The organism is Streptomyces sp. NPDC000880, from assembly GCF_053599675.1.
Genome location: NZ_JBSFMS010000057.1, coordinates 26,666 through 38,600, shown reverse-complemented (window position 1 = coordinate 38,600; position 11,935 = coordinate 26,666). Strand labels below are relative to the sequence as shown.

Below are 11,935 nucleotides of genomic sequence, written 5' to 3'. Positions count from 1 at the left end.
GGCCCGAAGGGCCTGGGGGACGCATCGCAAGGCGGTGGGGGCACCCCCGGACGAAGTCTGGGGGAGATCGCCCTCGTACTGGACGTACTTGGGCGACTTTCGACAACACAGCGAGGTGCCGTAGCTGTCGTCGCGGGCCCGACAAGATCGCCATGGACAGGGCCTAAGCGCTGAGCGTAGATCGCCGCAAGCGTAGATCCGTGCGGCGGGCGTACGACGCTGCGTACGTTCGCCGCATGGACTTCATCGAGGTACTGCCTCAACTGCACATGTTCCGCTTCCCGATCGGCCAGGCCTACCTGTGGTGCGACGGCGACGAGCTGACCCTGATCGACGCGGGGAATGTGCATAGCGCTCCGGACATCGAGAAGGCGATACGGAGCACTGGCCAGAGCCCCGTCTCCATCCGACGCATCGTGCTCACCCACTGCCACCGGGACCATGTGGGCGCGGCCGGGGAGCTGGCGGACCGGTACGGCGCCGAAGTGCTGGCTCATCGCCTCGACGCCCCTGTCGTCCGCGGCGAACGGCCCGTCCCCGAGCCGGTCCTGCTCGACTGGGAGGTTCCGCTGTACGAGCACGGGCTCACGGTGCCGCCGGCACCGCCCACCCGCGTCGACCGCGAGCTCGAGGACGGCGACCAGATCGGCTTCGGCGACGGGGCCGTGGTGGTCCATGCTCCCGGCCACACCGACGGCTCCATCGGCATCCATCTCCCCCGCCACGGAGTGCTGTTCACGGGCGACTGCGTCGCGGCTGTGGGTCAGGTGATGCTGGGCGTCTTCAATGTGGACCGCGCGCGGGCCGAGGTGTCGATGCGCCGCCTTGCCTCGTTCGCGCCGTCCACCGTCTGCTTCGGGCACGGCGATCCCCTCACAGAGGATGCCGCGGCGGTGCTGCGCGCCTCAGCCGACGGGAACCCCCGCCTCTAGGTTGAGCACTGACCCGCGCTCGCGCGCCCGCAGCGCCCAGCGGAGCCGCTCGTAGCGGGTCGGCGGCAGCAGCTGCGCCGCCTCCTGCTCTCCGACGAAGCGCCACCCGCGCAGCTCCGATCCGGGCAGCAGCACCCGTCCGGCCTCGACGCTGTCCAGCCGGCCGCCGTCGAAAAGCAGCCGCAGCCCGCCGAATCCGGGCGACCGCGGCGGCTCCCAGTCGACCACCAACAGCCTTGGCACCTCGGCGAGTTCGATGCCGAGCTCTTCGGTCACCTCGCGCATTCCGGCGCGCGCCGGCGCCTCACCCCGTTCGACGACTCCGCCGGGGAACTCCCAGCCCGGTTTGTAGGTCGGGTCGACGAGCAGCACCCGGTCCTCCTCGTCGAAGAGCAGCACTCCGGCCGCGAGGGTTTCGGCGGTCGGCTCGGGCGTCTGCACGATCTCGCAGACCGCGGCGTCCCCGTTCCGTACCGCCTCGGCTATGTGCTCTGCCGCCTCGTGGGGGTCCAGCCGGCTGGTGTCGATGACGTGCGCGTCGGCACCGATCCAGTCGAGCGCGGCGAGATACGGCTCGATGTGGTCGTAAGCCCACTGCCTGACGCGCGGGTCGGCGTCCGGGATGTCCGGCTCCTCGCGGGCGGCGATCCGCGCGCGCAGGATCGTTTCCTCCGGTCGAAGCAGCACATGCCGTACGGGAATCCGGCGGGAGGCGAGCCCGCCGAAGATCTCGTCGCGGTACTCCTGACGCAGCAGGGTCATCGGCACCACCAGCACACCGCCGAGCTCGGCCAGCAGCGCCGCCGCGGTGTCCACCACGAGCCGCCGCCAGATCGGCAGATCCTGGTAGTCGCTCACCTCGGCGAGGCGCTTCGGCGACAGCAGGTGGCGCAGGTGGCCGCCGATGAGTTCGGGGTCGTACAGCGTGCTGTTCGGGATCAGATCGATCAGTTCGCGCGCGGTACTGGACTTGCCCGCTCCGAACGCACCGTTGATCCAGACGATCACGGTTCCCCCTCTTCCGTAGCCCACAGTGGATTGCCCGCAACACCCTGCCACGGAAACCCGTGCAGGGAGCCGGCAGATTGATCGCGGACACAACTGTGTCCTTGCTGCTGCCGGTTCACCAGAGCCGTCCGGCGTCCTGGCGCGTCTCACCATACGAACGGATGGCTTCGCCCGACCGTGACACCCGTATGCGAAGCGGCGTTGGAGCTGGAGAGACAAGGGGGTTCGGGATGCGCCGTACGGTTTTGGAGAGGTTTCCCGCCGGGGGCCCGCGCGGAAGCTGGCCGGCAGAGGAATTCGCCCGGGACCGCCGGGACGAGGGGCTGGCGGCGGAGGTCGTGATGGACCTCGAATCGGATGCGTTCCTGGTGGTCCTGCCCAGGCAGACCGCGGACGCGGTCACCTAGGGCGTCGGCAGGGCCCCCGCCCCGGACGGGACGGGGGACGCGTCTGTCAGCCCTTGGTGGAGCCGAGGGTGAGCCCGGCGATGAAGTGCCGCTGCAGCAGAAGGAAGACCAGCAGCGTCGGCAGCGCGACGATCACCGAGCCCGCGGCGAGCAGGTTGTAGTCGGTGAAGAACTGGCCGCGGAGGTTGTTCAGCGCCGAGGTGATGGGGAGCTTGTCGCCGTCGGAGATGAAGACGAGCGCCCACAGGAAGTCGTTGTACATCCAGGTGAACTGGAGCGTGCCGAGCGCCGCGAGGGCGGGGCGGCACAGCGGGAGCGTGATGCGCCAGTACTGCGTCCACACACTCGCACCGTCCACGATCGCCGCCTCCAGGATCTCCTGCGGCAGGGTGCGCATGAAGTTGGCGAGGACGAAGACACAGAACCCGATCTGGAAGCCGACCTGGACGGAGATCACCGCCCAGAACGAGTCGAACATCGTCATCGAGTCGGACATCCAGTACGGCAGCGGGATGCGGTTGAACAGCACGTACAGCGGAGTGACGATCACCTGCTGGGGCAGCAGATTGCCCGCGGTGAAGAGCATCAGCAGCACGACAGAACCGCGCATCCTCAGCCGTGACACGGCGAAGGCCACGAACGAGGCGAAGAAGAGCGTCAGCAGCACTCCGGGCACAGCGATGATGAGGGTGTTGATGAAGTACTTCGTCATCCCCGAGTCGCTGAACGCCTGCTGGTAGTAGTCGAAGGAGAGCTTCTTCGGCAGTGAGAAGTACCCGTGCTCGGAGGTCTCGTCGTACGGCCTGAGTGAGGCGTAGACCGCAAGCAGCAGTGGCGCGAGGAACGCCAGCGAGACGGTCATCAGGAACGCGTGCAGGCCGAGCCGGCCGGGGCGGACCAGGCGCTTGCCGGGCGCCGCGGGAACTGCCGGTGTCGCGGCGGGCGCCGTGGCGGTGTCGAGCGTCATCGGTTCTTCTCCCCACGGATCTCCTGGACCAGATACGTCACGACGAATCCCATGGAGACGAGCAGCAGCACGACGGCGATGGCCGAGCCGAATCCGATCCGGCTTGCCTCGCCGATGATGTTGTCGGTGACAAGGACCGAGAGCAGCTCCAGGCCGTTTCTGCCCTTGTTGACGGCGTAGACGATGTCGAAGGCGCGCAGCGCTTCGATGACGGTGATGACGCCGACGATGACATTGACGGGCCGCAGGGTCGGGAAGACGACGCGGAAGAAGGTCTGCGTCTCGCTCGCCCCGTCGATGGCGGCGGCTTCCTTCAGCGAGGGATCGACCGCCTTCAGCCCGGCAAGGTAGAGGATCATCACATAGCCGGTGTGCCGCCAGGCGGCGGCCAGAAGGATCATCCAGAGATTGAGGTCGGGGTCGCCGAGCCAGTCGGTGGGCGACTTGGTGTCGGCGAGGATCGCGTTGAGCGCACCCTGGTCGCGGGAGAAGACCAGTTGGGCGATGAAGCCGACGACAGCGAGCGAGAGCACGACCGGCATGTACAGCGTCGACTGGTAAAAGCGGCTGAACCGTACGCCCTTGTCGATGAGGACGGCCAGCAGCAGTCCGAACGGGGTGGCGATCAGCCCGAGGAAGGCCAGCCAGAGCATGTTGTGGCGGGCGGCCGGCCAGAACTGCGGATAGTTGGTGAAGAGGGTCTCGTAGTTGTCCGTGCCGACCCAGGAGATGTCTCCGATGCCGTCCCAGCTGGTGAAGGAGAGCACGACGGAGGCGAGGGTCGGCCCCCACACGATGGCCACGTCGAGCAGGACCGGTATGCCCAATAGCACGCCGAGGACGGCGAGGTCGCGGCGGGTGAACCGCCGCGGCCCTCGTCGTGCGGCGCGCCGCGAGACGCTCACCTTCGCTCGCCCCCCGGTGTCATTCGGGCCCCGGGCGGCCTGCGGTTCCGGGCTGGGGCCCCCAGGCCCGGAGGGCCGAGGGGGAGGAGCTGGGGGTTGTCCCCCGGGAGATCGCGGCAGCGGCACGGGAGGTGACTCCAAGTCGGTTTCGGCCGGCGTCGGTCAGCCTTCGGAGGCGAAGATGGTCTTCTTCTGCCTCTCGATGCTGTTGACCAATCCGTCCACGTCCTTCGGCTTGTTGATGAAGGTCTGAATGGCCGGGATCATCACGGTCGACGAGAAGTCGGGCCTGGTGTCGCGGTCGAGGAACTGCGAGATCTGCTTGGCGCCGGAGACGAGTTCGACGGCTTTCTTCTGCAGCGGGGTGTACGACGAGAGGTCGGCCTCATCGCTCACTGCGATGTTGTTGGGGTCACTGGCGAGGTAGATGTCCTCCGCCTTGCCGGTGGCCAGCCACTTCAGCAGGTCCTTGGCGCTCTCCATGTTCTTCGGGTTCTTGAGGTTCTTGGACTTCTTCGCGAGCAGGAAGCCGTCGATGGGCGCCTCGACGGCGTCCTGGCCGTGCTCCGGGTTGATCACCGGGAACGGGAAGAAGTCGATGTCGGCCTGTTCTGCCTTGGGGAACTGCGCGCCGGGGTGCGGGAGTCCGAAGACCGCCATGCCCGTCTGCTTCTTCTGCAGGCTCGTGGCGGCCTCCTGCCAGGTGCGGCCGTTGGCGCCGGGCTGGCAGTACGGGAGGATGCTGCGCCAGGTGTCGAAGACGTCCTTGACGCGCTTGTCGGTCCACGCCTCCTTGCCCGCCATGAGGTTCTTGTGGAACTCGTATCCGTTACTGCGCATGTTGATGTAGTCGAACGTACCCATCGCGGGCCAGCCGTCCTTGTCGCAGAACGCGATGGGGACGATCTTGTCCTTCTGCATCTGCTTGGCGAGCGCTATGTACTCGTCGAGCGTCTTGGGCGCCTGGTAGCCGTACTGCTGGAAGACGCTTTTGCGGTGGAAGACGGCCCACGGGTAGTAGTAGTACGGCGTGAGGTACTGCTTGCCGTCCTCGCCCGTCGACTGGGCCCTGAGGGCCGGCGAGAAGCCTTGGTAGCTCTCCCAGTTGTCGCTGATGTCGTGCAGGAGCCCCTTCTTGGCGAAGAACTGCATGCGGTAGCCCGCGAACCACATGAAGACATCGTCCGGCTTTCCCTGCAGATAGCGGTTGATGTTCTCCTGGAAGGTGTTGTGGTCAACCGTGTTGACCTTGACCTTCCGGCCGTCCTTGGACTGCTTCGCGTACGCGGCGAAGGCGTCGGCGAACGCCTTCTTCGGCACGGGGTCGGAAGAGTTGGACCCCATGGTGATGGTCTTGCCGTCCCCGCCGGGGCCACCGCCGCAGGCAGCGAGCAGCGAGGGCAGCGCGATCGCGCCTGCACCCGCCGCCGCACCCCGGAGCAGATTCCGCCGGGACATCCGATGTCCTGCCACGCTCCCAGGCACGTCAGAACCGTTGAACGATGACTGCGCCATGTCCCCTCCTCCGGGGTGCAAGCCAACACAACCCAACGCGAGGATTGGATCTCACTCCCAAGGAGGGGCGTCGTCAAGGGTTTTGGCGAGACCTCGAACTACCGTTACCGCATCTCTTCCAACAGACTCCAACACGGCCTACCGTAAACGCTCGCAGCCGACAGGAACACGCAGTCTTCCCAATACGCGCGAGTACGGAGGAACGTAATGATGCGTCACCTTCTCACCCGCACTACCCGCCCTAGAGTCGTCGGAGCGCTGGCCGCCGCGCTGCTCTGCGCGGCAGGGCTGGGCGCTCCGGCCGTCGCCTCGGGCGCCCCGGCCACGCCGGCCGAACCCGCACCGGCCGGCGCGCAGCCCGAGGAAGGGCTCGCCCTGACCCCTCCGATGGGGTTCAACAACTGGAACACCACCCACTGCCGGGCGGAGTTCAACGAGGCGATGGTCCATGGAATCGCCGACATCTTCGTCGAGAAGGGCCTCAAGGAAGCCGGGTACGAGTACGTCAATCTCGACGACTGCTGGGCACTGCCGCAGCGCGACGCGAACGGCAAACTCGTCCCCGACCCGGTGCGCTTCCCGAACGGCATCAAGGCCGTCGCCGACTACGTCCACGCCAAGGGACTGAAGTTCGGCATCTACACCAGCGCCGGGACGAAGACCTGCAACGCCGCGGGCTTCCCCGGCGGGCTCGGCCATGAGTACAGCGACGCGCAGCAGTTCGCCGACTGGGGCGTCGACTACCTCAAGTACGACAACTGCAACAACCAGGGCGTGGACGCCAAGCTCCGCTACAACACGATGCGCGACGCCCTGAAGGCTGCCTCTCGGGCAACAGGTCACCCCATCGTCTACAGCATCTGCGAGTGGGGTCAGAACAAGCCCTGGGAGTGGGCCGCGGACGTCGGACAGCTCTGGCGCACCACCGGGGACATCAGCGACAACTGGGGCTCCATGTTGTCGATCATGAAGCAGAATCTGCCGCTCGCGCAGTACGCGGGCCCCGGCCACTGGAACGACCCCGACATGCTGGAGGTCGGCAATGGCGGCATGACGGACACGGAGTACCGCTCCCACTTCTCCATGTGGTCGATCATGGCCGCGCCGCTGCTGATCGGCTCCGATCTGCGCAAGGCGCCCGCCTCCGCCTTCGAGATTCTCGGCAACCGCGAGGTCATCGCCGTCGACCAGGACCCGCTGGGCAAACAGGGCACGGTGATCAGTTCCGAGGGCGGCCGCTGGGTGGTGGCCAAGGAGATGCAGGACGGCAGCCGCGCGGTGGCACTCTTCAACGAGAGCAGCCGCCCGCAGCGGATCGCCACCACGGCGAAGGCTGTCGGACTCCCGGACGCCCCCGGCTACCGGCTGCGCGATCTGTGGCAGCACACCGACGCCAACACTGCGGGGACGATCTCCGCGACGGTGCCCGCGCACGGCACGGTGCTGGTGCGCGTCTCGACGGACCGCAAGTGGGCGCTGCTGCCGCCGGCCGTCGAAGTGAGCGCCGGCGAAGGCCTGATGGCCGAGGCGGGCCAGCCCGCGAAGCTCACCTCGACGGTCACCGATCTGGGCCGTACGCCCGCGCTCGCCGTCTCCGTCGCACTGACCGGGCCCGAGGGCTGGCGCGTCAAGGCCACGTCCAAGACCGCCATCGCGGTGCTCACCAGCGGCACGAAGCTGACGACGGACTGGGAGGTCGCTGTGCCGCCGGGCGCCGCGCCCGGTTCGTACGCACTGACCCTGACGGCGAAGTACCGCTCGCCGACCGGGCAGCGGCTCACCACCGCGGTGCCCGGGAGTGTGAACGTGGTCGTGGCGCCGCCCGCCGGTCAGTCGTATCTCAGCGATCTCGGCGCGCTGAGCGCGGCAAACGCATGGGGTCCGGTGGAGAAGGACACCAGCAACGGAGAGAGCGCGGCGGGCGACGGAAAGCCGATCACCATCGGCGGCCAGGTCTTCGCCAAGGGCCTGGGCGTACATGCCGCGAGCACGGTGGAGTACTACGCCGGTGGCCGGTGCACCATGGTGAGCGCGCAGGTCGGCGTGGACGACGAGAAGGGGACGCGCGGCACGGTCGCCTTCGAGATCTGGGCTGATGGAACGAAGGCCGCATCGACGGGCGTCCTGACCAACGCCATGCCGGCACAGCCGATTTCGGCGGACGTCAGTGGCGCGAAGGTCGTACGTCTGGTGGTCACCGACGGCGGGGACGGCATCGACTCCGACCACGCCGACTGGGCCGATCTCAGGATCGGCTGCTGACCGCCGCTGCCGCCTCGCCGTGACGGCCGAGCGAGGCGGCAGCTGCCGCGCCCACCAGACCCGCGTCCGTGCCCGTCAGGGCCGGAGCCACAGTCAGCCGCTGTACGAAGGAGAGCGTGGCGTAGTCGCGCAGCGAACGGCGCAGCGGGGCGAAGAGCACCTCGCCCGCGTTCGCCACTCCCCCGCCGATCACCGCGATTTCGATCTCTACGAGGGTCGCGGTGGCGGCGATCCCGGCGGCTAGCGCCTGAGCCGCGCGCTCGAACGAGGCGACGGCGACCGGGTCTGAGGCCTGGGCCGCGGCGGCCACCGCGGCCGCCGAGGTGTCGCCGTCCGGGCCCGGCCGCCAGCCGCCCTCCAGCGCCCGGCGCGCGATGTTCGGGCCGCTGGCGATGCGCTCGACGCAACCGCGCGCTCCGCAGGGGCACAGATCGCCGTCGAGGTCGACGCTGATGTGGCCGATATGCCCGGCGTTGCCGGTGGGTCCGGGGTGGAGCTTCCCGCCGAGCACGAGTCCCCCGCCCACGCCCGTGGAGACCACCATGCACAGAGCGTTGTCGTAGCCGCGGGCCGCGCCCTGCCAGTGCTCGGCCGCCGTCATCGCGACACCGTCGCCCACCAGCTCGACGGGCAGTCCGTCGACGGCCCTGCGCACTCGCGCGACCAGCGGAAAGCCGCGCCAGCCCGGGACATTGACCGGGCTGACCGTGCCGGCGGACGCGTCCACCGGACCGGCGCTGCCGATGCCCACGGCCGACGCGCGCGCCCAGAGCGGGGAGAGGGCCAGCTCGGCGAGGACTCCCTCGACGGCGCGCATCACCGTCTCGCCGTCCTCTTGGGCAGGTGTCGGGCGCTGGGCCCGCACGAGGATCCTGCCGCTGCCGTTGACCAACGCGCCGGCGATCTTGGTGCCGCCGATGTCGAGCGCGGCGACGAGGTCGGTATGCATCGGTGTCGGATCCCCCGGGGAGCTGGTCGGACCTGCGGATTCAGTACCAGTCTCCATTCCCCTGACAACGTTGTCCAGGGCCTATGCTCGACGGCACACCCTTGCACACCCGGACGACGACAGGACAGCGCACTGTGGCAGAGACCGACCGTCCCCTGCCTCCGCCGGGGCGCCCCCGAGGGTCCGAGCCCCGCTACGGCAATCGGCCGACCATGAAAGACGTCGCCGCCCGCGCCGGCGTCGGCCTCAAAACGGTCTCGCGAGTGGTCAACGGGGAGCCGGGTGTCACACCCGACACCGAGCGCCGGGTGCAGGAGGCCATCGAGTCCCTCGGCTTCCGCCGCAACGACAGCGCGCGGGTGCTGCGCAAGGGCCGCACCGCCTCCGTCGGCCTGGTCCTGGAGGACCTCGCAGACCCCTTCTACGGCCCGCTCAGCCGCGCGGTCGAGGAGGTCGCCCGCGCCCACGGCGCGCTGCTCATCAACGGCTCCAGCGCCGAGGACCCGGACCGTGAGCAGGAGCTGGTGCTGGCCCTGTGCGCACGCCGGGTCGACGGCCTGATCGTGATCCCGGCCGGCCACGACCACCGCTATCTGGAGCCCGAGATCAAGGCGGGCATCGCGACCGTGTTCGTAGACCGCCCGGCCGGGCTGATCGATGCGGACGTGGTGCTCTCCGACAGCTTCGGCGGCGCCCGCGCCGGCGTGGCCCATCTGATCGCGCACGGCCACCGCCGTATCGGCTTCATCGGCGACCAGCCGCGGATCCACACGGCTGTCGAGCGGCTGCGCGGCTATCGCACCGCCATGGAGGACGCCGGGCTCGATGTGGACGAGTCCTGGGTCTCCCTGGGCTCCACCGCGCCGGAGCGGGTGCGGGCCGCCGTCACCGCGTTGCTGGAGGGTCCCGACCCGGTCACCGCGGTCTTCGCGGGCAACAACCGGGTGACGGTCACGGCGGTACGGGTCCTGGCCGAGCGCGAACGGCCGGTCGCCCTGGTCGGCTTCGACGACATCGAACTCGCCGATCTGCTGGGCATCACGGTCATAGCCCAGGACGCCGCGACCCTGGGGCGCACCGCGGCGGAGCGGCTGTTCCGCCGCCTCGACGGAGTGGACGACGAGCCCTCGCAGGTGGCGCTGAAGACGGTGCTCATCCCGCGCGGCTCGGGCGAGATCCCGCCGTCAGCAGACCGGTAGGCCCGGCACCGGCTGGTCGTTGTCGCCGCCCTCGATGTAGACGTCGCTGACGAAGACATTGGTGTTGCCGCGGTCGTCGTCGGTCTTGGCCCACCAGACGTTCGTCCACTGGCCGGAGGTCTCCCGACGGCCCAGATTCTGCTGGCAGTAGAAGTAGTTGGTGCCCGCGTTGAGCACGCCCTTCTCGACGCCGGATGCGGTGTAGGACTTCGCCTGCTTCCAGACCTGGCAGTTGTACTTGCCGCCGCCGATCGAGTGGCAGACGGGCGCCGGGGAGGGGTCTGAACCTCCGGTCGTCGAGCCGCCGTTGGTGGAGGTGCCGCTGCCGCCCATGGTGGTCGAGCCCCCGGTCGACCCGCCGCCGGTCGTGCCCGAGGAGCCGCCGCCGACCGAGCCGCCGGTCGACCCGCCGGCGTCCGATCCTCCGGTTCCCCTGCCGGGCGCGGGCGGCTTGGCGGGCCGGCTGGGCGACTTTGCGACGCCCTGCTCGGTGGGCTTGGTACTCGGGCTCTGCTTGCCGCCGGATGCGCTCGCGACCGGACCCCCGGCTGCCCTCGAACTGGCCGCCGGGCTCTCGGCTCGGCGGCCCGCGAGCTCCTGGCCGCCCGATCCGCCACGGTCGACGAGGGCGTACGTCACGCCTCCTCCGGCGAGCAGCACGGCGACGACTCCGGCCGCCACCAGCATCCTCGCGCGACCGCGACCGCCGGACGCGGGTGGCGCGGCCGGCGCGGCCGCTGGTATCGGCGCGGGAGCGGGCGGGGCCGGTGTCTGCGGCGCCGCGGGGCCGAAGCCGTCGGGCCGGTGCGGCGTCGCGTTGAGCACGGTCGGCACCCGGGACGCAGGATCCGGTGCGGCCGGCGGCACTGTCCCCAGCGACACGGTCGAGGTGCCGGTGTCCTGGCCCGCCGCCACGGCAGCGAGCAGCCGCGCCGCGGTGTCAGCGTCGGGGCGCTGCGCCGGATCCTTGTGCATCAACTGCCGCAGTACGGGGCCGAGCGCGCCGGCCCGCAACGGCTCGGGCAGCGGCTCCACGACGATCGCGTTCAGCGTCGACCAGGTGGAGGTGCGGCGGAACGGGGCCGCGCCCTCTACTGCCGCGTACAGCGTGGCGCCCAGCGCCCAGATGTCGGACGCGGGGCCGGGGTCCTGGCCCTGGGCGCGCTCGGGCGCCAAGTAGTCGAGCGAGCCGACCAGTTCGCCACTGCGCGTCAGATGGGTGGTGGAGCCGTCGCCGGGGTCGTCCATCGCCGCGATGCCGAAGTCGGTGAGCACCACCCGGCCTCCGCGGTCCAGCAGCACATTGCCGGGCTTCACGTCGCGGTGCAGCACCCCGGCACGGTGGGCGGCGCCCAGCGCCTCCATGATCCTGGCTCCGATGGCGGCCGCCTCGCGCGCGTCCACGACGCCGCGCTCGCTGAGCACATCGTCCAGCGAGGGGCCGTCGATGAGCTCCATCACGATGACCGGACGGCCCTCGTGTTCGGTGACGTCGTGGACGGCGATGACCGCGGGGTGGCGTACGCGGGCTGCCGCGCGGGCCTCGCGCTGCATCCGCACTCTGAGGTCCGCCAGTTCGGGGCCCGACGAGTCGCTGTAGGTGCGCAGTTCCTTGACGGCGACCTCGCGGCCGAGCACCTCGTCGAAGGCGCGCCAGACGACGCCCATGCCACCGCGGCCCAACTGTTCGACCACCCGGTAACGGCCGGCGAGCCGCTCGTTCTCCCCCGAAGACACCGCTGCCCCAATCTTGTTGCGACTCTGGTCGCGTACAGACTAAGGGGCAGCGGT

Annotated in this window: 10 protein-coding genes; 4 read left to right on the top strand and 6 right to left on the bottom strand. The window is 69.5% G+C overall.

What is annotated here, in order from left to right; translation table 11 throughout:
* The first annotated feature begins 236 nt into the window (after nt 1–236).
* Nucleotides 237–932: an MBL fold metallo-hydrolase gene (locus ACWDO5_RS19955; protein WP_450531650.1), complete on the top strand. Its 696-nt coding sequence runs from the start codon at nt 237–239 to the stop codon at nt 930–932.
* On the opposite strand, the gene ACWDO5_RS19950 is transcribed toward ACWDO5_RS19955, so the two are convergent.
* Nucleotides 906–1,940: an NUDIX hydrolase gene (locus ACWDO5_RS19950; protein WP_450531649.1), complete on the bottom strand. Its 1,035-nt coding sequence runs from the start codon at nt 1,938–1,940 to the stop codon at nt 906–908. The two genes, ACWDO5_RS19955 and ACWDO5_RS19950, sit on opposite strands and share 27 nt — an antisense overlap.
* A gap of 230 nt (nt 1,941–2,170) precedes the next feature.
* Here ACWDO5_RS19950 and ACWDO5_RS19945 point away from each other — a divergent pair, with 230 nt between their 5' ends.
* On the top strand, nt 2,171–2,347 hold the full coding sequence (locus ACWDO5_RS19945; RefSeq protein WP_450531648.1) for a hypothetical protein: 177 nt from the start codon (nt 2,171–2,173) through the stop codon (nt 2,345–2,347).
* 46 nt (nt 2,348–2,393) lie between these two features.
* On the opposite strand, the gene ACWDO5_RS19940 is transcribed toward ACWDO5_RS19945, so the two are convergent.
* From ACWDO5_RS19940 to ACWDO5_RS19930, 3 genes are all read right to left on the bottom strand, one after another.
* Nucleotides 2,394–3,314: a carbohydrate ABC transporter permease gene (locus tag ACWDO5_RS19940; protein WP_450531647.1), complete on the bottom strand. Its 921-nt coding sequence runs from the start codon at nt 3,312–3,314 to the stop codon at nt 2,394–2,396.
* Entirely contained in the window at nt 3,311–4,219 is a 909-nt protein-coding gene (locus ACWDO5_RS19935; RefSeq protein WP_450531646.1) for a carbohydrate ABC transporter permease, read from the bottom strand. The genes ACWDO5_RS19940 and ACWDO5_RS19935 overlap by 4 nt, the downstream gene beginning before the upstream one ends.
* A gap of 162 nt (nt 4,220–4,381) precedes the next feature.
* Nucleotides 4,382–5,677 (bottom strand): ABC transporter substrate-binding protein, encoded by a 1,296-nt coding sequence (locus ACWDO5_RS19930; protein WP_450531645.1) that lies wholly within the window; start codon nt 5,675–5,677, stop codon nt 4,382–4,384.
* 267 nt (nt 5,678–5,944) lie between these two features.
* Here ACWDO5_RS19930 and ACWDO5_RS19925 point away from each other — a divergent pair, with 267 nt between their 5' ends.
* Nucleotides 5,945–7,996: an NPCBM/NEW2 domain-containing protein gene (locus tag ACWDO5_RS19925; protein ID WP_450531654.1), complete on the top strand. Its 2,052-nt coding sequence runs from the start codon at nt 5,945–5,947 to the stop codon at nt 7,994–7,996.
* Here the strand turns inward: ACWDO5_RS19925 and ACWDO5_RS19920 are convergent.
* Nucleotides 7,980–8,945: an ROK family protein gene (locus ACWDO5_RS19920; RefSeq protein WP_450531644.1), complete on the bottom strand. Its 966-nt coding sequence runs from the start codon at nt 8,943–8,945 to the stop codon at nt 7,980–7,982. The genes ACWDO5_RS19925 and ACWDO5_RS19920 overlap by 17 nt on opposite strands.
* Before the next feature lie 212 nt (nt 8,946–9,157).
* On the opposite strand from ACWDO5_RS19920, the gene ACWDO5_RS19915 reads away from it, so the two are divergent.
* Nucleotides 9,158–10,144 carry a LacI family DNA-binding transcriptional regulator gene (locus tag ACWDO5_RS19915; RefSeq protein WP_450531643.1) on the top strand — a complete coding sequence of 329 codons (987 nt, stop codon included), beginning with the start codon at nt 9,158–9,160 and terminating at the stop codon, nt 10,142–10,144.
* Here ACWDO5_RS19915 and ACWDO5_RS19910 read toward each other — a convergent pair.
* Nucleotides 10,130–11,881: a serine/threonine-protein kinase gene (locus ACWDO5_RS19910; protein ID WP_450531642.1), complete on the bottom strand. Its 1,752-nt coding sequence runs from the start codon at nt 11,879–11,881 to the stop codon at nt 10,130–10,132. The genes ACWDO5_RS19915 and ACWDO5_RS19910 overlap by 15 nt on opposite strands.
* Between the last annotated feature and the right edge of the window lie 54 nt (nt 11,882–11,935).